Origin of the sequence: Pseudonocardia yuanmonensis (assembly GCF_039542425.1) — a bacterium.
GTDB classification, from domain to species: Bacteria; Actinomycetota; Actinomycetes; order Mycobacteriales; family Pseudonocardiaceae; genus Pseudonocardia; species Pseudonocardia yuanmonensis.
The window spans coordinates 1-21,095 of record NZ_BAABIC010000001.1 but is presented as its reverse complement, the minus strand read 5'-3'; the positions used below and the strand labels follow the sequence as shown (position 1 = coordinate 21,095).

Sequence of the window (21,095 nt, the reverse complement as noted above, 5' to 3'; positions counted from 1 at the left end):
CGATGAACTACCGCCACACGAGCCCGTCACTGGTGAATCCAGCGGGCGTTCCTGGGAAAGCTCGAGGTCACCCAGGTCGGAGGGAGTGCCCATCCTCCTCGGGTCGTGTCATGACCGTCGCCTTGTCGTGCGCCGCCGAGGCGGGCGTGCCGGGCGACCGCCCGGCTGGTATCGACGCGGCCAGCAGTTCCTGCAGCGAGGCGCGCACGCCGTGAGCGAAGACCTCGACGTCGGGGCAGGCGTCCCGGTCGGCGACGGCGATGACGGTGAACAGCCCCGCGTAGCTGAGGGCGCCGACGCCGAGGGTGAGGTTGGCGCTGATGGGCACGATCGGGACCACCTCGAGCAGCGGGGCGCCGGCCATGAACAGCGGCTTGGGTGGGCCGGGCACGTTGGTGATCGACACGTTCATGTAGCGCTGATGGGGAGCCAGGCGCCAGGCGGTGCGTTGCAGCCAGCCGATGGGCAAGGCGTTGACGCCGGGCGAGTGGGTGATCCCCTTGAGCTCGGCGGTCTCGCGGGCGATCAGGCGCAGCCGGCGCCCCGCATCGGGCTCGCCGATCGGCAGCGGCGCGATCAGCATCGCGTCCTGGTTGCCCCGCTCGCGCCCGACGTCCTCATGATGGAGCGAGACCGGGACGAACGCCTTGAGCACGACGCCCTCGACCGGTTCACCGCGACTCAGCAGCAGCTCCCGCAACCCACCGGCGACGGCCGACAACAACGCGTCGTTGACCTTGCCTCCGTGCGCGTGGGCGATCTGCTTGGCCAGGTCGAGCCGGGTGCGAACGACGGCCAGCCGGCGGTGTGCGCCGATCCGGCGGTTGAGGCTGGTCCGCGGCGCTCGTTGATCGAGGATGCCGACCATCGCCGGCTGCCAGGCCCGCCGCACCCGCGCGGCGGTAGCGCGCGGACGGGCCAGGGTGCGCAGCGCGGACCGAGCCGCCCGCAGCCGGCGTTCCAGGCTGTCCTGCAGCAGCTCCCGGTTCGACGGTAGGGGCGCCGGGGTCCACGTCGGGGCGGGTGGCAGCGGCGCGTCCGGCTCCAGGTCGAGGAGGGCGCCGAGGGTCGCGACCCCGGCGCGGCCGTCGGCGACGGTGTGGTGCAGCTTGATGTACATGCCCACCCGCCGCTGCGGCAGCCCGGGCAGAAACCAGATCTGCCACAGCGGTCGAGAGCGGTCCAGCCGCCGGGAGCACAGCTGCTCGACGGCGGCCAGCAGTTGCGCCTCGCCGGCCGGTGCGGGCAACGCGGCGACGTGTACGTGCTCATCGAGCTCGAACGACGGCGCATCGACCCACAGTGGCCCGCCCAGCCCCGGCCGAGGGACATACAGCACCTGGCGCAACCTCGGTGCCCGGGGAAGATGCTGCGCGATCGCCTCGCGCGCCATCTCCAGCCGGAAGTGGCCGTCGGCATCCAGCAGCCGGGCGCCGTCGAGGACGGCCAGCGCGCCGATGTCCATGGGCCACCCCAGATCATCCGGCCAAAGGCTCATCAGATCCTGTGCGGTCAACCGATCCATGGCCATCACCCGCTCTGCTGCCGTACTAGCGGCCCTGAATTGCTGGGCACAGTGCTGCGCGGGCCCATCAGGGTCCAGGGGCGGGCGCCCCAGAGCCGACGGGCACATCGGCTCTGCGAGCGGAGCCGGCGCACTGGGCCTGCCCCGCTGCTGCGCGGGCTCGGACATCGTCTGCCAGCCCGTGGACATGCTTGGCATTCCTGTTCGACCCTGTGCTGACGCTGTAGTCGATCACGCAGACGTCCAGGCGGCCGCCTGCTCGCTCGTTCGACGGTCAGGCCGGCGTCGTGCTGAAGGCCGCCGTTCCGGTGGGGCCCCCGCCCGAGGGCTCCGGGTGGCTGCGGTCAACGGGGCTTGCGGTGCCGGTGCAGGGCGAGCGCGGTGGCGCCGAAGGCGGCGACGCCGAGCGCCCAGCGGCGGGGGTTGGTGGCGGCCGGCTGCTTGAGCGCCGACAGCGGCATGACGTCGAGGTGGACCGCCATCGTCCCGGTTGCCGGGTCGGGGCCGAACACCACGCGCAGGGTGAGGTCGAAGGCGGGCACCTCGACCCGGAAGGCGTACGGGTCCGTGGGGTCGTCCGGGCGCAGCGGCAGCCCCCGTGCCAGCGCGGGCACCGGGCCGAGGCACCGGAAGACGAGCCGGCCGCGGCGGACGAGGACCTCCACTCCCGCACCGAGCATGCTGCGGGCTCGTACGTCGGTGAGCGGGCCGGGCAGGAGGTACCAGCCGCAGAGTTCGGGCCAGACCTCCGGATGCTGCGGCACGTCGGTGCGGCTGGTCTCGTCGGGCACCCCCAGCAGGCGGCCGAACAGCGCTGTGGTCTCCACCGGCAGCCAGAACCCGCCGTTGCGGGTGCCGTTGGTGAAGGCCACCAGGCCCAGTGCGGCGTCGGGGGCCAGGTGGATCTGCGAGGTGAAGGCGGGCACCACGCCCTGGTGTTCGAGCACGAGGCGCCCACCGGCGTCGCCGCGGAAGAACGCCAGGCCCACACCCGGGACCCGGGGATCGGGACGGAACTGCGGGGCGAACATCGTGGCGAGGGTGCCCGGTCCGAGGATTGCGCCGTACTGGTTCGCGCCGCCGCCGAGGAGCGCTGCGAGGTAGCGGCCGATGTCGCGGGGCGTCGAGTAGGCGGCGGCGGCGCCCGTGGTCACGATCTCGTAGTCGGGATGAGGTGTGGGGCCGCGGGTGGTCAGGTCGTAGCCGGTGGCCAGCCGTGCGCCGATCCGGGCGGACCGGCCGAGGTCGGTGTCGGTCATGCCGAGCGGGCCGAAAACGTGCTCGCGCAGGTAGTGGTCGAACGGCTCGCCGGTCATGTCTTCGACGAGCTGGCCGAGTGTGGTGAAGCCGTGGTCGGTGTAGCGGAACCGGGAACCCGGCTCCGCGACGACGCGCAGCCCGTGCCGGTAGTACTCGGCCGGCGACGGCACCCGCCGGCCCGCCGGGACCGTCTCGCCGAATAGCTGCCGGGCGATGCCCGAGGGATGCTGCACCTCCCGGATCCCGGCGGTGTGGGTCAGCACGTGCCGCACGGTGGCCGGCGGCCAGCCCGTCCGCGCCGGGATCAGCCGATAGGCCCGGAGGTGGTCGTTCACCGGCGAGTCGAGGTCGAGCAACCCCTGCTCCTGCAGCTGCATCACCGCGACCGCGGTGAAGGTCTTGCTCAGCGACCCGACCCGGAACACGGTGTCCTCGACGACGGGCGTCCGCAAGGCGATGTCGGCCAGGCCGCGCCCGGCGAAGAGATCCAGCCCACCGCGCCGGACCACGCCGACCGCCAACCCGACGGCGGGCCGGCGGTGAAGGATCCGGTCGACCTCGGTGCCCAGGTCCAGCTGCTCGACCGTCACCACGGCCTCCCCTCCGGCACGGCCACCGGCCGCATGCCGGCCGAGCTGCGGTGGCCGACGGTCCTCCACCCTGACCGGGTGCAGAGGAGGCGAGCGGCTCCGATCGCCGGGCCGAACGACCCACCTCGATGACGCCGGCACCGACCACCTCGATCCGCAACAGAGCGCCGGGCGCTCGTCTGCACCGGCGCCGGCTACGCTCGCCCCGGCCTCGTCGCCTCACCGCCACCAGGACTGGCTACTCACCCCACCGAGAGGCTTGAGCGGCGCAGGACTCCTACCAGGAGTGACCGCCGGACCGGCGGCCAAGCACGGTGCCGGCCTCCGTGCCGCCGCCAAGAGGTGTCCCGCAACAGTCCCGCTAGCCCAGGACGCTAGGCGAGGTCGAGCTCGGCGTACATCCCCGCGCGGTAGTGCCCGGGGTAGTGGCAGACCAGCTCGTAGCGGCCGGGCGGCAGGGTCAAGGTGGTCCATCCCGTCGTTGCCGGCACGATGCCGTCACCGCTGTCCGCGGCGCAGCTGGCGGACACCTCTCCGAGGCTGCCCGTCGTCGATCCGCCCGTCGGCCCCGCTCGGACGTTGCCCCACAGCGTGTTCCGGCGCGAGGGCAGCGACGACCAGCTCATGTGGGCGCCAGCCCAGGTTCGTGACCAGCAGCGAGATCTCGCCGCCCCTCACGTGGGTCGGGCTGACGGTCATGTGAAATCCGGCCCGACGCCGACCTAGCCAGTCGCGACGGGGTCGACGAGCGGCCGGGATTCGCCCCGGGCCCCGTGGGACTGCCACAACGGATCGGCGCCCGCGTCGTCTTCGATCATGTCGCAGCGCTGGTGCACGGTCGCGGCAACGGGCACATCGCCACCCCGGGTGTTCCGACCGCACCATCCGCCGCCGCCGCGACGAGTGGGCCGCCGCCGGGCACGGCGAGCCCTGCTGCGGCTCTGCCGTACTACGACACGGGTCTACGGACGGTCACCCTTCACGTAGGAGAGAATCTCGGCGACCTTCCCGTCGCGGACTCGCACGACGTCGACTCCTCGGACGTGTCCGCCATCGAAGCGGCAGGTCCAGCGCACTGTCACGCGATCAGCACAGGCGAGCATCTCCTCGCCGTCGAAGACCGGGGAGGTGCCGAAAAAGTCCGCCATCGCCTGCCGTACCGCCGCCTGGCCTTCGTAGCGTTGCCCATCGGGGGCCGGGGTGAAGGACTCCCAGATGCAGTCGTCGGTCATGGCCGCCATGAAGGCGTCGATGTCGCCGCGGTCGCATGCAGCATCGAGCCGCTTGACGGCCTCGACAGTTGCGCGGGTTGTCTCGTCGTCCACGCCGTCCCCTGAGGTTGCGGTGCGGTCAGTGCGCACGGAGGGATGCGTCCCGGTCGCGCCGAGCTGTTTCGGTCGCTCCAGTGTGGGCCGTGGCGGCGTGAGACGCCGCCGCGGAGACGGGGGGCCGTGGCTGGGGCGGGCACCGGGGATGTGGCAGCGTCGGGTTGTGCCCGGCCCTCGTCGCGGTGCTGAAGGTCCCGGGCCGGCGGCAGCGACGGTTTCGCATGCACGCCGGCGCTGCCTGACCTGACAGGCCGCTTGCCGTACTACGAGGCCGTCCAACACCCGCGCCTTCACCGACGATGGCTGATAGGGCTCCGGCGAGATCTGCGGCGCGCCTCCGAGGGCAGCCTGATCGTCGAGGGCCCGGGCACGGGAGTGATCAACCGCGCGGGGAGAGGATCTCCGCCGAGGCCCTCGAGCGACGCAGACTGATCCAGAGTGATCGTGCGTCGTGTCCTTCTCGAGTCCTACCGGCTCGAGCTGGTCACCGGCACCGAGTTCGGCAACGGGACCGTCGGGCTGCATACCGCCGGCACCGCTGAACCGGCGGCCGCAGCCGAGGACTCCGCATTCCCGGCCCCGCCGGTTCCACGGGCGATCCGGCTTCACCGATGAGTTCCGCGCCGCCGCTCGGTCTGTCCGCTCATTCCGAGCCGGCAGAGAGGGAGGCCGACGATGGCCGCGCTCCGCACAGCGGCACCACCACCGTGTAGACCTCAGGCAACGGACCACTCGCCGTTGCTCTGCACCTGGGCCAGGGGTGAAGCGCCGTCGCTCGGCGCCGGCACGACAGGGGGCACGTGATGGGCCCGCTCGCCGAGCGACTCGGCAGGAGCAGAACCGAGCAGCGGGTGCTCACCGCAGCCGGGCGGCGTCGGCTGGCGCCGTTGTTCGCGGCGGTGTTCCTGCAGAACCTGGCGCTCTGGGTGCCGATCGAGAAGTTGTTCATGACCGGCATCGGGTTCGACGCCGCCGGGGTGGGCGTGATGGCGGCGGTGTACGCGGCTGTGGTGCCGCTGTTCGAGGTGCCGTCCGGCCTGCTGGCGGATCGGTGGAGCCGCCGCGGAGTGCTCGTCCTGGGCTCGGTCGCCGCCGCGGCGAGCGTCGCCATCGGCGGGCTGAGCCGGAACGTGCCGACGTACCTGGTCGCCGCGGTGTTCCTGGGGCTGTTCTTCGCGATGCAGTCGGGCACCGTGGAGGCGATCGTCTACGACACGATCCTGGAGGAGACCGGCGCCAGCACCGCCTTCGAGGCGACGACAGGCCGTCTGCGGCTCGTCGAGAGCGGCGCGCTCGTCGTCGGCGCCCTCGCCGGCGGCGTGATCGCCGAGGTCGTCTCGCTGCGCGCGACGTACTTCCTCACCGTGCCGCTGCTGATCGGGGCCTGCCTGGCGCTGCTCGCGTTCCGGGAGCCCCGGCTGCACCGGGCCGACGGGGCGGACGAGTCCACGTCGCTGCGGGATCAGGTACGTGCCACCTACCGGGTGATCCTGCAGCCGGGCCGGCTGCGCCTGGTGATCGCGGTGACCGTCGCCGGAACCCTGTTGATGCAGAGCATGCTCGAGTTCGGCCCGCTCTGGCTGGTCGCGCTCGCGGTGCCGGCGTTCGTGTACGGGCCGCACTGGGCCGGGCTGACGGCTGCGCTCGGCCTGGGCGGTCTGCTGGGCGCACGCCCGTGGTGGACCCGGCGTCCGGCGGCGGTGCTGCTTGCGCTGATGATCGTGGCCTGCTGCCTCATCCTCACGACGAGTCGCTCCGCCCCCGTGGTGATCGCCGCTCAGGTGGTGCTGACCACACTCGTGGTCGCGGGCGGCATCCCCGTGCTGCGGCGCCTGCACGACGGCGTCCCCTCGGCGGTCCGGGCCGGGGTCGCCTCCGGGGTGGGCACCCTGACCTGGGTGACGTTCGTGCCGTTCGCGCTCGCGATCGGGTTCCTCAGCGACCGGGCGGGCGTCGGCACGGCGGGCTGGGCGCTCGTCGCGATCGGGGTCGCCGCGGGGATCCTGCTCGTCGTCGTGCTCCCCGGCGCACCGCCACCGCCACCGGCGCCGCCGGGGCCCGTGGCCGGCGAGCCGGCGTTCCCCGCGGACCGGTTCCTCCCCGACGACGACCCGGCCTGGCCGGGCCACTGGGCATCCCCGCCACGGGAGTGGGCCGACGCGCGGGTCGACGACGATGCGACGCTCGCCGAGGTGCGCGCGGCCGTCCTCGCCATGCCGCCCGAGCTACGGCAGGTGATCGTGCAGCGGGACGTCGAAGGCCGCTCCGCGGAGCAGGTGTGCGCGGCGCTGGGGCTCGACGCGGCGGACGAGATCGCGGCGCTGCACCGCGCTCGCGGGCTCGTCCGCGAACGGCTGGAACACTACTTCGAGCGGAGGAACCCATGACCGGCGAGCGGCCGGCGGGCGCCGATGACCGCTGCATCGAGCTCGTCGAACTCCTGACCGCCTACCTCGACGACAGCCTCGACGCGCAGACGCGCAGGCGTTTCGACGAGCATCTCGAAGGATGCCCGGGCTGCCGTGCCGCGCTCGCCCAGTGGCGGACCGTGGCCGGCCTGGCCGGCAGGCTGACCGCCGCCGAGGTCGCCGGCCTCGACCCGTACGTGCGCGAGCGCCTCCTGGCCACGCTCCGCGCCCCACGCCGGCGATGAGCCTCGCCCTCGCCGGGCCGGGCCTCCGGCTCGAGGACGACCGGGGGAACTGCTGTCGAGGACCTGGTTCAGCTCGCATCCGGCGGCCGACCGGTGGCGCTCAGCGGGAGGCGTCAGCATGATCGCGAGCGGGCTCGGGCACCGGACGGGTGAGGCGCGGGCAAGGAGGCTCTCCGGCCCCGACCCATCCGAGGCGCGTCTCGCCCGGGAGACCGTTGGCAGGAGCAACGGTCCCGTCCTGTGCGAGACCGATGGCCCTAGCTGGTGCCGGGCGGAGCGCGGACGGTGGCCGCCGCTGTCGGGGCCGGTGTATGAGATCCGCGGATGCGTGACGAGTTGCTCGGGCTCCGGAACGCCGCTCGTGACACGACCGAGGAGGCTGCGATGGAGCACGACGGATGTCAGGCGTACGAAAGCCGCTGCCGTCGCGAGCCTGGCGACCGAAGGACCGGACGAGGGAGTTCTGCCGCGGGCTCGGATGGCGGCTCGACCGCACGCCACCGCGCGTCGTTCAGCTCACCCCGCACGGCTCGGCCTGCTCGGTGCCGTTCGGCCCGACCCTCAGCTCCGCGCCACCAGGGTCGGCAACCACGTACCTGGTCGTCAGCGACATCACGGCTAACTGCGATGGGCTCGTCGGGGCGGAGTCGAGGTGAGCCCGATCTTGCCGCACCGGGCAGCGCGACGACGCGTGGCCGGCCTGGGATGCCGCCTACAGGGTGGCGGACACGGTGGGGACCGACCTACCGACCTGACTGACGTCGGGCCAACCGGCGAACCGCCCGGTTGAGCCCGCCGCGGTGAAGCCGGCCACCGAGCCGCTCCTGACGCGCCGCGCCGACGTTGACCTCGGGCTTCGACGAGTCAGGACAACAACGGAGGGAGCGCGCCGTGGGCGTGGAGCAGAGGAGCGCGTGGCCCGGTCTGCGGGTCGCGGACTGGCCGGACACGCGGGACACCCTGCACATGTGGACCCAGATCGTGGGCAAGATCCGGAAGGCGTACGCGCCGCTGGTCAACCACTGGTGGCAGGTGACGCTGTATGTCAGCCCGCGCGGGTTGACGACGTCGGCGATCCCGTACGGCGCGGGTGCGTTCGAGATCGAGTTCGACTTCCTCGGTCATCGGCTCGAGGTCCGCAGCAGCGACGGCGGCACGGATGGGCTCGCGCTGCGTCCGATGTCCGTCGCCGACTTCCACGCCGAGACGATGGCGGTGCTCGGCCGGCTGGGGATCGAGGCGCCGATCCGCCCGGTGCCGAACGAGGTGGATCCGGCCATCCCGTTTCCCGACGACCACGAGCACGCGTCCTACGACCACGAGGCCGCCGGGCTGTTCTGGCGGCAGCTGCTGCAGGCGAACCGCCTGATCGGCGAGTTCCGGTCGCGCTTCGTGGGCAAGGTCAGCCCCGTCCACTTCTTCTGGGGCGCGATGGACCTGGCCTGCACCCGGTTCTCCGGGCGCCCGGCCCCGCCGCATCCCGGAGGGGCGCCGAACTGCGGGGACTGGGTGATGGTCGAGGGCTACTCCCACGAACTGTCCAGCTGCGGGTTCTGGCCCGGTGGTGGCCAGGAGGGCGCCTTCTACGCCTACGCCTATCCCGCGCCCGACGGGTTCTCCGGCTACCCGGTCGACGCGAAGGGCGCGTTCTACAGCTCGGAGTTCCAGCAGTTCGTGCTGCCCTACGAGGCCGCGCGCACCGCCGGCGACCCGGACCGAGTGGTGCGGGAGTTCCTGCAGAGCACCTACGAGGCGGCCGCCGACCTCGGCAAGTGGGACCGCGCAGCGCTGGAGGCCGACCCCGACAGGTGGCAGCATCGTCTGCTGCGAGCAACCCGATCAGCAGCTCGGTGAGTGCAGCCGACAACCACCCCGATCCTACGACGTCACCACCGGGCTCACGCCGCAGTCGATCCGCGACGACCCGAACGTCCGCCGGGACGCTGCCGGCTTCCGATCACCGACCGCTCGTGCCGAACTGGCTACGCGGGTTCGGTTCCCGTCGCCCGCTCCAGAGGTCGACCAGCAGAAAGCCTGCCGTCGTGTCCGACGGCAGGCTTCCGCACCACACGATCGTCTGATCAGGTCAGCCGCCGATCGCGGCCAGTCCGCGCTGGAGGTCCTCCAGGTTCATCGCGGGCACGATCTCGACCACCGCACCCATCTTGAACAGCGGCTCGGTGATCTTCGGAAGCTGGCCCGGGTCGTCCATGTCGAAGACCGCGATCATGGTGCGCTGACCCCGCACGGGCGCGAAGTAGGTCGCCTCGGGCTTGATCAGCTCGATGACCGACTGGACGGTCTTGGCCATGTTGCCGCTGGCGATGGCCTCACTTCCCTTGTCGACGTCGGGCTGGGCTACGAGCAGCATGCGCATGACGGACCTCCGTCCCGTGAGTGGGTGACTCGTACCGCTCCCTGATGTCGGAGGATGCGACACGGGTCGCACTGCTCAGGCGTGGCGGACGAATCCCCGCTCTCCGCGACCATGCCGGCCTCCGCGCGACGCCCAGGGCGGTCCGAGCAGGGCAGCGTCCCGCCGGCTTCTGACGTCGTCAATACGCAGACCTACGTACAGAGAGCGCTTCGCGCCCTGTTCCCTCAGGTCGGGCGGAACGCTGATGCCGCGCCCCCACCAACACGGCGGGTCCGTCGGGCGTGTTCACCGCCTCGACCAACCAGATGTCACCAGCGGTGGCCGGCTGTGCAACGGTCGATTACCGTTCGTATGTGACGCACGTCGCACCTTGAACGGAGGTCGGGCGGAATGCTCTACCCGGCGTACGAATGGCACCGGCGGCTGACCGAGCCGGCCCGGCTGTCGTCAGCGCTCCTGCACCACACCCTGTCCGGCCTGCCCGAACCGGTCGCGAGGCTGGGCGGCACCCGCAGGTTGAAGGCCGTCAGCGAGATCGTGGCGGCCAGTCGGCCCACACACGTCCGTCCCGACTGGGGCATCGACTCGGTGACGGTCGGGGGCGAACCCGTCGCGGTCGACGTCCGGCCCGTGCTGACGACCCCGTTCGCCACCCTGCTGCACTTCGCCACGCCCGGGCTGACCGGAAGGACGCCGATCCTGCTGGTCGGACCGATCTCCGGGCATTTCGCCACCCTGCTGCGCCCCACGGTTCGCACGCTGCTGACCGACCACGACGTCTTCGTGCTGGACTGGCACAACGCCCGGGACATCCCGGTCGCCGAGGGCCGCTTCGGGCTCGACGAGTACATCGACCACGTGCTGGCCGCGATGCGCCACCTCGGCCCGGGGCACCACGCACTCGCCGTGTGCCAGCCGTCGCCGCTGGTGCTCGCGGCCGTCGGCGTCCTGGCGGTGGCGAAGGATCCCGCCCAGCCGCGCAGCCTCACCCTGATGGCCGGGCCGATCGACACCCGGGTCAACCCCAACAAGATCAACGAGCTCGCGGACCGGCGTCCGCTGTCGTTCTACGAGCGGTTCCTCGTCTCCACGGTGCCGCGGCGCTACCCCGGGGCCGGGCGGCGGGTCTACCCGGGGCTCGCGCAGCTGACGGCGTTCATGTCGATGAACACGCGACGGCACCTGAACTCGCACGTCCAGCTGTATCGCGCGCTGGTCGCGGGCGACGGGGCGACCGCGGCGCGGATCCGCGCCTTCTACGACGAGTACGGCGCCGTCATGGACGTGGCGGCGGAGTTCTACCTGGAGACCCTGCAGCACGTCTTCATGGAGCACGACCTACCCCGCGGCGAGTTCTTCTGGCGCGGACAGCGGGTCGACCTGGCCGCCATCCGCAGCACCGCCCTGCTCACCGTCGAGGGGGCCGAGGACGACATGTGCTCCCCCGGGCAGACCGAGGCGGCACACGGGCTGTGCACCGGGATCCCCTCCGAGGACCACCATCACCATCTGCAGGCGGGCGTCGGGCACTACGGGGTGTTCGCGGGGTCCCGCTGGAACGAGGAGATCTACCCGGTGTTCCGGGACTTCGTCGCGGCCCGGTCGGCGGCCCGCACCGCGTCCTAGTTCGAGTACCGCGCAACGCGTCAGGATGGGAGCCGCTCATGACCACGACCGTTCCCGGCCGCACCGGTGAGAAGCGGACCGCTCCGCGCGGGCAGGCCACGGATCCCGTCCCCTCCAACGAGGCGGACGCGATCGAGGTGATCGAGGGTGGCGAGGCGGTCGGCATCCCGTCGGTCCTCGGGGTCCTGAAGGGGATCACCTCGGCGCTGGCCCAGCCCGGGCCCGTCACCCGGGGTGCCGGACGGCTCGTCGGGCACCTCGTGTCGATCGCGCGCGGGACGGACGATCACACGCCGCACCCGAAGGACAAGCGCTTCGCCGACCCGGCGTGGTCGGAGAACCCGCTCTTCCGTCGGTTGGGGCAGAGTTACGTCGCCCTGGGCTCGGAGCTCGGCCGGCTGGTCGAGGAGTACGAGAGGAGTTCCGCGGACTGGCACGACGTGGAGCGGGCCCGGTTCGCGGTGACCGCGCTGACCAGCGCGCTCTCGCCGACCAACCAGCTGCCGACGAACCCCGCGGCGCTGAAGCGGGCCTTCGACACCGCGGGGGCGAGCGTCGTCCGCGGGGTACGCCAGTTCGCGCACGACGTCCGGCACAACGGTGGCCTGCCCTCGCAGGTCGACCGCAGCGCCTTCGTCGTGGGCGAGGACCTGGCCGTCACGCCGGGGGACGTCGTCGACCGGGACGAGGTGGCCGAGCTCATCGAGTACCGACCGAGCACCGCGACCGTCCGGGAGCGGCCGCTGCTGATCGTCCCGCCGCCCATCGGCCGGTTCTACTTCCTGGACCTGCGGCCCGGCCGCAGCTTCGTGGAGTACGCGGCGAGCCGCGGCCTGCGCGTCTTCATGATCAGCTGGCGCAACCCGACCGCCGAGCAGGCGGACTGGGACATCGACACCTACGCCGGACGGATCCTGAGCGCCGCCGAGGTCGTCAAGGACATCGCCGGCGTCGAGGACGTCAACACCCTCGGCTTCTGCGCCGGGGGCATCCTCCAGTCGACCGTCCTCGGCCATCTCGCCGCGCAGGGCGAGCACACGATCCACTCGGCGTCGTACGGGGTCACGCTGTTGGACTTCGGCGTCCGGGCGCCGATCGGCGCCTTCTCCGCGCCGCGCGCGCTGGAGATGGCCCGGGCGGACTCGCAGCGCCGCGGGGTGATCACCGCCCGGTCGCTGGGCACGGTGTTCAGCTGGATGCGGCCGGACGACCTGGTGTTCAACTACGTCGTCAACAACTGGTTGATGGGCGAGCGGCCGCCGGTCTTCGACATCCTGGCCTGGAACGCCGACGGCACCAACCTCCCCGCGGCGCTGCACTCTGAGTTCCTCGACATCTTCCGGTCGAACACTCTCGCCGAGGGGCACCTCGAGGTGCTGGGAACGCCGATCGACCTCGGCAAGATCACCGTGCCGGTGTTCGTCACCGGGGCGCTCAACGACCACCTGACCCCGTGGACCGGCTGCTACCGGACGACGGAGCTGGTGAGCGGGCCGAGCACCTACGTCCTGAGCAACGCGGGCCACATCGCGAGCCTGGTCAATCCGCCCGGCAACCCGAAGGCCAGCTACTTCATCGGTGGGGACCCCTCGGACGGTCCCGAGCACTGGCGCGCCACCGCGGAGAAGCGGCAGGGGACCTGGTGGGAGGCCTGGGCGGACTGGATCCTGGAGAGGTCGGGCGCCGAACGTCCGGCACCGACCTCGGGCGGCAGCGCGAACCACCCGCCGCTGGAACCGGCCCCGGGGTCCTACGTACTGGACCGGACGCCCTGACGCGACCGGACCGCCGGCTCGGAGTCCGCCGCCCGACGGAGTGGTGTGGCGTCCGCGAGCGCCTCAGCCGATCACGGCGCGCGCCGTCTTCACCGGGAAGCGACTGGCCGGACGTGTGCCGGTCACCGAGCTCTTCCCGTACTTGGCCATCCCGAACCCGTCGTAGCCGTGTGCCGCGACCTCCTCGCAGATCTTCCGGTAGTTCCCGACGCCGCCGACGTACGGGTAGAGGCTGCGCGGCTTGCCCGGGATGTTCGCGCCGACCCACCAGGAGTTCGCCATCGGCAGCAGCGTCGCCCGGGTCACCTCGTTGTGGTGGTCGACCCAGTCGTCCTCGGCCTCGGGCAGCGGCTCGATCTTGTCGAGCTTGTGCTCGCGCATGTACCCGATGCAGTCGGCGATCCAGTCGACGTGCTGCTCGATGGACACCGGCATGTTGCTCAGCACCGACGGGCTCTGCGGTCCGGTGATCATGAACAGGTTCGGGAAGCCGTGGGTCGCGACGCCGAGGTAGGTCCGCGGCCCCTGGGCCCACTTCTCACGCAACGTGACACCGCCCCGTCCGGAGATGCCCATCCTGAAGAGCATGCCGGTCATGGCGTCGAACCCGGTCGCGAACACGATGGCGTCGACCTCGTACTCCGCGTCCCGCGTCCGCACGCCCGTGGGGGTGATCTCCTCGATCGGTGAGCGCCGTACGTCGACGAGCGTCACGTTGTCCCGGTTGAACGTCTCGTAGTAGCCGTTCTCGAGGGGCGGCCGCTTGGTGAAGAACGGGTGGTCCTTGGGCGCGAGGAGTTCGGCCACCTCCGTGTCGTGCACCCGTGCGCGGATCTGGTTGCGGACGAACTCGGAGGCCGTCTCGTTGGCCGCCGGGTCGGTCAGGAGGTCGTTGAAGGTGAGGCCGATGCGGAAGCCGCCCTGCGCCCACGCCGTCTCGTAGATGCGCTGCCGCTCCTCCTCCGACACCGAGAGAGCGGGTCGCTCCGGGGCGTCGTAGGGGAAGCCGAAGCTCGTCTCCCGGGTCCGCTGCCAGATGTCCTTGTAGGTCGCCTTGGTCTCGCGCACGTACTCGTCGCTCAGCGGCCCGTTGCGCCCCGCGATGTCGTAGTTCGGGGTGCGCTGCAGCACGTAGACGTGCGCGGCCTGCTCGGCGATCTCCGGAATGGCCTGGACCGCGGTCGCCCCGGTACCGATCACCGCGACGCGCTTGCCCGTGAAGTCCACTCCTTCCCGGGGCCAGCGCGCGGTGTGGTACTGCTCGCCCCGGAAGCTCTCGCGTCCCTCGAAGTCGGGCAGGTTGACCGCGGACAGGCAGCCGACGGCCGTGATGAGGAACTTCGCCGTGACCCAGCCGCCGTCGTCGGTGCCGATCCCCCAGCGGTTGGTCGCCTCGTCGTAGGCGGCGCTCGTCACCCGGGTGCCGAACTGGATGTCACGCCGGAGGTCGAAGCGGTCGGCGACGTGCTGCAGGTACCGCAGGATCTCCGGCTGGGCGGCGAAGCGCTCGCTCCAGGTCCACTCCTGGAGGAGGTCCTCGGACAAGCGGTCGGAGAAACTGTAGAAGTAGCTCTCCGAATCACACCGCGCGCCGGGGTAGCGGTTCCAGTACCAGGTGCCGCCGACGTCGTCCGCCGCTTCGAACACGCGCACCGACAATCCGAGCGTGTCGCGCAGGCGGTGGAGCATGTACAACCCCGAGAATCCCGCCCCGACGACGAGCGCATCGAAATCGGTGCCCGTTCCGGCGCCGTTTCCCGGAGTGTTCTGCTGCTCGCTGGACATGCCTCACTCCCCGTTGATTCTCCTGGTCGGGTACCACCTCCGGCAGGACCTGCCGGCAGGGAAGGACGTAGCCCGGGTGGGCCGGGCGTACGGTTCCAGGAAGCTCTCACCGGTACTCCACGGATCGTCGAGGCCCAGCTGTGTGGCCGTTCACGTTCCGCCGTCACGTCCCGGTGCGGCAGAAGGTGCGCCGGACGGTGATGTGGCGGAGTGTGAGCTGAGACACAGCGGGTGTCAAGGCTCGCAGGCCCCGAGCGCTCTTGACCTGAACCCGGATCGAGGTTGCACCATCGGCTCATGGCTGTCGCGTTCAACCACACCATCGTCGCCACCCGCGACCAGGAGGCCGGTGCGCGCTTCCTCGCCGAGGTGCTCGGGCTGCCCGCGCCGACCCGTTTCGGGCCGTTCAGCGTCGTCGCGCTGCCCGACGGGGCGAGCCTCGACTACATGGACAGCGACGAGGTGCACCCGCAGCACTACGCGTTCCTCGTCTCCGAAGCCGTGTTCGACGCCGTGACCGAGCGGCTGCGGGACCGGGGGGTGCCGATCTACGCCGACCCCTGGCACGGGACGCCGGGCCACAACACGAACGACGGCGGCCGCGGGGCGTACTTCGACTCCCCCGAGGGCCACAATCTCGAGGTGATCACCCGGCCGTACGGCAGCGGTGGAGCCTAGCCGCGGACGTGACGGCCCTCGTCAGTCGGCGGAGTGCAGTGCTGCCCTGACCTCTCGCGCGATCTCCGCATGCAGGTCCCGCGAGCGGTCGAGGACACCCTGCATCCAGTAGAAGCCGTGGATCATGCCCCGGTACTCGCTGTAGGTCACCTTCACGCCTTCGGCCCGGAGCCGGTCGGCATAGAGGCGCCCGTCGTCGCGGAGGGGGTCGAACTCGGCGGTGACGACGAGTGCGGGCGGCAGATCGGCGAGGGTCCCGGCGCGCAGCGGCGAGGCCCGCCAGTCGGGTTCGTCGGTCGCCCCGTCCAGGTAGTGGCCCCAGAACCAGCGCATGGACTCCCGCTGCAGCAGGTAGCCCTCGGCGTTCTGGACGGCCGAGGGCTTGTCGACGTCATGGTCGGTGGCGGGGTAGACGAGCAGCTGGTACGCCAGCGGTGGACCGCCCTGGTCGCGGGCCTTGAGCGCCACCGCGGCCGCGAGGTTCCCGCCCGCGCTGTCCCCGCCGACGGCGATCCGGGCGGGGTCGATCCCGAGTTCCTCGGCGTGCTCGGCCACCCAGCACGTCGTTGCCCAGGCATCGTTGAACGGCACCGGGAACTTGTGCTCCGGGGCCTTCTGATAGTTCACGGCGACGACGATGCAGTCCGTGTCGTTGGCGAGTGCGCGCATGCTCGGATCGCAGATTTCGATGTTGAGGATGACCCAACCGCTGCCGTGGAAGTACACGATGGCGGGCCTGGGCCGGTCGCCGGCGGGCCGGTAGATCCGGGCCGGGAGATCGGCGGTCGGTCCCGGGATGAAGCGGTGCTGGACCTCCCCGACGTCGGGCGCCGGGCCCTGCAGGTCGGCGAACGCCCACGCGGCCCGGCGCGCCTGCGGCACGGTCATGTGCTCGAACGGGGGCTGCCCGGCTTCGGCCAGTTGTTCCAGGAGCGCCTTCACCTGTGGATCCAGCACCCTTTCCGACATGACGTCCTCCCGAGAGGTTCGGTGATCGTCGGCCCGACGGCGTCGAGCCGTTTCAGCTGCGGAGCCGGCCGGCGCCGGGTGGAGTGCACAGCTCGCGGTCGGGCAACGGCCAAGAGGATTTCTGCCGTACCGGCCACCGCCACGTCGTCGCGAATCCCGCCTGCTGGGCCGCAGAAGTCTCGCGCGGGGGTGAGCCACGGCCTGCGCGCTCGGTCCGGATGGAGCTGCGAACGCATGGGCCGCACCTGTGCCGGCTCCACCTCGTGCAGGGTCCTCCGGCCGAGGTCGTTGCACCAGCGGCCGATCGGACGCGAGTGTGGCGCAGAGCGTCCGGCGTGGACTGGAATGACCTGCCCCGGCTGGCGGAACGGCACTGCCGCGTTCGCTCAACGCGCTGGCAGCAGGGCGTCCTGGTCCCACCGACGGCGACGAGCGCAGCCGCGCCTCCTGCGCGGTGAGGGCAGAACCGGGCTGCCCGGCGCACCGGCAGGACCCGTGTTCACGGGGTCCTGCCGAGCTAGATGCCGTTGACGACGGCGGCAGGTGTCCGGTGGCCGACCGTCATGCGTGCGGGATCTTGTAGGGGGAGAGCGAGCCCGCGTCCACGATGTGCGTCGTGCCCGTGACGTAGCGGGCCTCGTCAGAGGCGAGGTAGAGCACCGCGTTGCTGATGTCGACCGCCTCGACCCATGGCACGGGCAGCGCGTTCATGGCCTTCACCTCGGCCTCCGCCTCGGCGCGGCTGGCGCCCGAGCGGCCGAGGAGCAGCTCGTAGGTCATCGGGTTCTGCACCATGGCGGTGTCCACGGTCGTGGGGTGCACGGAGTTGACCCGGATCCCGTGCGGGGCGAGCTCGATCGCCAGCGCGCGCATCATCCCGGTCACCCCGTGCTTGGCCGCGACGTAGTGCACGACGTTGGGCGCCCCCTGGAGGCCGAAGATCGAGCTGGTGAGGATGATCGAGCCACCCGTACCCTGCTCGATCATCTGCGGGACCGTCGCCCTGATCGTCTTCCACACGCCGGTGAGGTTGACGTCGATCATCTCCTGCCAGGACTCCTCGGAGAGCTCCCAGGCCGGGGCGCTGCTGAGAATCCCTGCGTTCCCGCAGACGATGTCGAGGTGCCCCAACTCCGACACGCCGTCCGCGACCGCGGCCTGCAACTGCCCGAGGTCGCGGACGTCGGCCTGGCGGGTGAGGATCCGGCGGTCGCGGTCCTCGACCTGCTTCGCAGTCTCCTCGAGGTCCGCCTCGCTCGCCAGCGCGTACGGCACGGTGTCGAGCTGGCTGCAGAGGTCGATCGCGATGATGTCGGCGCCCTCCTCGGCCAGCCGGAGCGCATGCGTCCGGCCCTGCCCGCGGGCGGCCCCGGTGATCAGTGCGACCTTCCCCTCGACGCGTCCCATGACAGCTCCCTTCGGCGCACCTCGTGCCACTTTCCTGCTCGGTGGAGAGGTCTTCGGAAGGACCCCTTCGCCGATGGCCTGGATGCCTTCGAGGCGGCCCGGGACAGGGCGACATCACGGATGTCCGGCGACGCCCTGCCGTCATGCCCGACGGTCATCCCGCCACCGATCCTTCCCGGCGCGCAGCGATCTGCGACATACGCACACCTACGTAGCGCTCCTTCCGCACGCCCGCCGCGAGGAGCCGCCGGGTCGATCGGGGAGGCGGGTGTGCGGCAGGGCAGCGTCAGCGGGAGCTCCGGGAGCGTGGTCACCGCACCGGCCCGCGTCCTCGTGAGGGCGGGCCGGTGCAGTCACCTACGGGCGGAACGTGCGGGCTGGTGGGAGCATCCACCGGCCCGAGACCGTCAGGAGCCGGCGACGGGCTCCGCTGCGAGTGCCGAGCCGACGACCTTCTCGACCTCGACGAGGTTGTCGGAGTAGACGCCCGCGTTGCCCAGCTGGTTGTGCCGGTCGAGGGTGATGGTGTTGACCGTGCTGCCCGACGCCTTGTTCTGCCAGTGTCCGACGTTGGCCATGACCAGGCCCTGCATGACGATGTCGGCGACGACGGCCGGCCCCGCGAAGGACCCGCGGTCGTTGAAGACCCGGACGATCTCGCCCTCGGCGATGCCGCGGTCGGCCGCGTCCTCGGGGTGGATCCAGACGCGCTGGTCGCCCTGGACGTCCTGCTTGTCCGCGGCGTTGGCGTACTGGCTGTTGAGGAACGCGTGCGGCTTGGGCGAGACGATGTTGAGCGGGTAGCGCTTCGCCAGCTCCGGGTTGGAGCCGGGGGACTCGAACGGCGGCACGTAGTCCGGCAGCGGGTCGAGCGGGTCGCCGGGCTGCATCCGGTCGTACATCGATCGCCAGACCGGGACGACGAAGTTGCCGCCCTCGGCGAGGCTGGACCTGAACTCGCACTTGCCCGACGGCGTGGGGAAGTTCCCCTCGGCGTGCGGGGCCCGCTCGTGCGGCAGCCCCACGTTCAGCCGGGCCCAGCCGGTCTCCTTGAGCGAGTCGTAGGTGATGCCCTGCAGGGCAGGGGCCTCCCAGTCGTGGAAGTCCCGCAGCATCTGCTCGTCGGTGCGGTCCCAGTAGTCGTCGGTGAAGCCCATCGTCCTCGCGAGCCTGCGGAACAGCTCGGAGTTCGGCACGGCCTCGCCCGGCGGCGCGATGGCCGGCTGGTTGAGCGAGATGTAGAGGTGGCCCCAGGTGACCATGATGTCCAGCTGCTCGGCCTGCATCGTGGCGGGCAGCACCAGATCGGCGAACCTCGCGGTGTCGGTGACGAAGTGGTCGCTGACCACGGTGAACAGGTCCTCGCGCAGCAGCCCGGCCATCGTCTTGGCCTGGGCGGGGCCCTGCGAGACGGGGTTGGAGTTGTAGACGAACAGCGACTTGATCGGCGGGTCGAGCTCCATCTCCCCGGTCAGCGCCATGCCGAGGTCCAGCTCGTTGACGACGCGGGTGCCCTCGGGGATCCACTCCGGCATGCAGATCTTGTCGAACAGGGTCGGGAACTCCCAGATCGGCATCTCCATGGTGCCGCCGCCGACGTGTCGCCAGGCCCCGACCAGCGCGGGCAGCGAGGTGATGGCCCTGATCGCCTGGCCGCCGCCGCGGCTGCGCTCGATGGCCACGCCCTGGCGGATCGCCGCGGGTCGGGTGGTGGCGTACTCGCGGGCGAGGGTCCGGACGTCGTCGGCGGGGATCCCGGTGATCTCCTCGACGCGCTCCGGTGGGTACTGGGCGGCCCGCTCGGCCAGCTCGTCGAAGCCGACGGTGTACCGCTCGACGTAGTCGGTGTCGACCAGACCCTGCGATGATCTCGTGGATCATGCCCATGGCCAGCGCGCCGTCGGTGCCGGGACGGATCGGGATGTGCCAGTCCGCCTGCCGGGCGGTGCGGGTCCGGACCGGGTCGATGACAACGATCTTGGCGCCGTTGTCCTTGCGCGCCTTGAGCAGGAACGGCCAGCCGTGCAGGTTCGTGCTGGTCATGTTCATGCCCCAGACGATGATGTACTTCGAGTACGCCATCGACTCGATGTCCAGCCCGCCCGTGCCGCCCACCGTCATGTGCCAGGCGGTGGAGGAGCCGGACTCGCAGTAGGTCTTCTCGGCCACGGTGGCGCCGAGCCGGTTGAAGAAGGCGTCGCCCGAGGTGAGGCCGTTGATCACGCCCTGATGGCCGAGGTAGGCGTGCGGCATGATCGCCTGGCTGCCGTACTTGGCGATGATGTCGGTCCAGCGCTGCTTGATCTCGGCCAGCGCCTCGTCCCAGGTGATCCGCTCGAAGTCACCCGAACCCTTCGGCCCGACCCGGCGCAGCGGGTGCAGGACGCGGTCGGACCGGTAGTGGTGTTCGGGGAAGTTCTTCAGCTTGACGCAGAGCCCGCCCTTGGTCATCGGGTGGTCCGGGTCGCCCTTGACGTCGACGAGCCGGCCGTCCTCGACGTGGAACAGCATCGCGCAGGTGTCCGGGCAGTCGTGGGGACACGCCCCACGGACGATCTTCAGTTCGCGGCCGGAGGTGGAGCCGGCCTCGGGTGCGAGCGTCATCGGGAGGACCTCCGGGCGGGATCGGTGAACGAGTGCCGACGCGAGCGCCGGTTCGCGTTCAAGTCACGCAGCGGGTCTTTTCGCCCTCATTGCTCGAAGGTAACGCCGTGTGAACGCTGCCGAATTGCTCGGCGACCCTCTGCATCTGCACGCCTGCCGTGCGACGAAGTCGATTCAGGCGGGCTCGGCGGAATGACGTCGGAGCTCGGAGGCAGGTGTAATCACCTCGCTCGCCCGCCACCCCTCTCTGCAGCTGCGCCGAAAGGGTGCCGATCACCACGGTTCAGGGTGTCGCCGCAGGCAATTCGGCGGCCCTGATTCCGCGAGCGCGCCGATTGTGCCCGCCGAAACCGCAAGCGAGGAGAGGAAGTGCGAAGAGCAGCGCAGCGGTGCCCGCCTCCGCGCCGCCCCTGTCGCCTGAGCGAGCGGCGCTTTCGCTCAGTAGATGTGAACGAGAGCGCCGTTCGCCACCGGTCAGGCGACGCGTGCTGCGCCGCTCACGCCCGTTCGAGGCGGAC

Annotated in this window: 15 protein-coding genes and 1 pseudogene; 6 read left to right on the top strand and 10 right to left on the bottom strand. The window is 71.2% G+C overall.

Annotated features, from left to right (window positions below; all coding sequences use genetic code 11):
• Positions 1–67: 67 nt before the first annotated feature.
• The 4 genes from ABD990_RS00080 to ABD990_RS00065 form a co-directional block, all read right to left on the bottom strand.
• On the bottom strand, positions 68–1,693 hold the full coding sequence (locus ABD990_RS00080) for a wax ester/triacylglycerol synthase family O-acyltransferase (protein ID WP_345377524.1): 1,626 nt from the start codon (positions 1,691–1,693) through the stop codon (positions 68–70).
• A 176-nt stretch (positions 1,694–1,869) separates the two neighbouring features.
• The gene (locus tag ABD990_RS00075; RefSeq protein ID WP_345377523.1) at positions 1,870–3,375 is read right to left on the bottom strand and encodes a serine hydrolase domain-containing protein; all 1,506 of its coding nucleotides are present in this window, start codon (positions 3,373–3,375) and stop codon (positions 1,870–1,872) included.
• Positions 3,376–3,749: 374 nt separating this feature from the next.
• Positions 3,750–3,905, bottom strand: coding sequence for a cupredoxin domain-containing protein (locus ABD990_RS00070; RefSeq protein WP_345377522.1), 156 nt, complete (start codon positions 3,903–3,905; stop codon positions 3,750–3,752).
• A gap of 432 nt (positions 3,906–4,337) precedes the next feature.
• Positions 4,338–4,700, bottom strand: coding sequence for a nuclear transport factor 2 family protein (locus tag ABD990_RS00065; RefSeq protein WP_345377521.1), 363 nt, complete (start codon positions 4,698–4,700; stop codon positions 4,338–4,340).
• An 854-nt stretch (positions 4,701–5,554) separates the two neighbouring features.
• Between ABD990_RS00065 and ABD990_RS00060 the strand changes: the two genes are divergently transcribed.
• The 3 genes from ABD990_RS00060 (at position 5,555) to ABD990_RS00050 (ending at position 9,210) form a co-directional block, all read left to right on the top strand.
• Positions 5,555–7,090, top strand: a complete 1,536-nt coding sequence (locus tag ABD990_RS00060) for an MFS transporter (RefSeq protein ID WP_345377520.1) — start codon at positions 5,555–5,557, stop codon at positions 7,088–7,090.
• Complete coding sequence (locus tag ABD990_RS00055; protein ID WP_345377519.1) at positions 7,087–7,356, top strand: anti-sigma factor family protein; 270 nt, start codon at positions 7,087–7,089, stop codon at positions 7,354–7,356. The genes ABD990_RS00060 and ABD990_RS00055 overlap by 4 nt, the downstream gene beginning before the upstream one ends.
• Positions 7,357–8,247: 891 nt before the next feature.
• The gene (locus tag ABD990_RS00050; protein WP_345377518.1) at positions 8,248–9,210 is read left to right on the top strand and encodes a DUF5996 family protein; all 963 of its coding nucleotides are present in this window, start codon (positions 8,248–8,250) and stop codon (positions 9,208–9,210) included.
• A gap of 232 nt (positions 9,211–9,442) precedes the next feature.
• Here the strand turns inward: ABD990_RS00050 and ABD990_RS00045 are convergent, their stop codons facing one another.
• The gene (locus ABD990_RS00045) at positions 9,443–9,733 is read right to left on the bottom strand and encodes a hypothetical protein (protein ID WP_345377517.1); all 291 of its coding nucleotides are present in this window, start codon (positions 9,731–9,733) and stop codon (positions 9,443–9,445) included.
• A 390-nt stretch (positions 9,734–10,123) separates the two neighbouring features.
• On the opposite strand from ABD990_RS00045, the gene ABD990_RS00040 reads away from it, so the two are divergent.
• Positions 10,124–11,359, top strand: coding sequence for a polyhydroxyalkanoate depolymerase (locus ABD990_RS00040; RefSeq protein ID WP_345377516.1), 1,236 nt, complete (start codon positions 10,124–10,126; stop codon positions 11,357–11,359).
• A 38-nt stretch (positions 11,360–11,397) separates the two neighbouring features.
• The gene (locus tag ABD990_RS00035) at positions 11,398–13,134 is read left to right on the top strand and encodes a PHA/PHB synthase family protein (protein WP_345377515.1); all 1,737 of its coding nucleotides are present in this window, start codon (positions 11,398–11,400) and stop codon (positions 13,132–13,134) included.
• Positions 13,135–13,197: 63 nt separating this feature from the next.
• Here the strand turns inward: ABD990_RS00035 and ABD990_RS00030 are convergent, their stop codons facing one another.
• The gene (locus ABD990_RS00030) at positions 13,198–14,919 is read right to left on the bottom strand and encodes a flavin-containing monooxygenase (RefSeq protein ID WP_345377514.1); all 1,722 of its coding nucleotides are present in this window, start codon (positions 14,917–14,919) and stop codon (positions 13,198–13,200) included.
• A gap of 297 nt (positions 14,920–15,216) precedes the next feature.
• Here ABD990_RS00030 and ABD990_RS00025 point away from each other — a divergent pair, with 297 nt between their 5' ends.
• Positions 15,217–15,597, top strand: coding sequence for a VOC family protein (locus ABD990_RS00025; RefSeq protein WP_345377513.1), 381 nt, complete (start codon positions 15,217–15,219; stop codon positions 15,595–15,597).
• A 21-nt stretch (positions 15,598–15,618) separates the two neighbouring features.
• Here ABD990_RS00025 and ABD990_RS00020 read toward each other — a convergent pair whose 3' ends face one another.
• The 4 genes and pseudogenes from ABD990_RS00020 to ABD990_RS00005 all read right to left on the bottom strand — a co-directional run.
• A complete protein-coding gene (locus tag ABD990_RS00020; RefSeq protein ID WP_345377512.1) occupies positions 15,619–16,566 on the bottom strand; it encodes an alpha/beta hydrolase in 948 nt (315 codons plus the stop codon).
• A gap of 561 nt (positions 16,567–17,127) precedes the next feature.
• A complete protein-coding gene (locus ABD990_RS00015) occupies positions 17,128–17,973 on the bottom strand; it encodes a mycofactocin-coupled SDR family oxidoreductase (protein ID WP_345377511.1) in 846 nt (281 codons plus the stop codon).
• Between the two features lie 407 nt (positions 17,974–18,380).
• Positions 18,381–19,655, bottom strand: a complete 1,275-nt coding sequence (locus tag ABD990_RS00010) for a molybdopterin-containing oxidoreductase family protein (protein WP_345377510.1) — start codon at positions 19,653–19,655, stop codon at positions 18,381–18,383.
• Positions 19,656–19,902: 247 nt separating this feature from the next.
• Positions 19,903–20,484 (bottom strand): annotated as a pseudogene (locus tag ABD990_RS00005) (molybdopterin-dependent oxidoreductase); the annotation flags it as partial.
• Between the last annotated feature and the right edge of the window lie 611 nt (positions 20,485–21,095).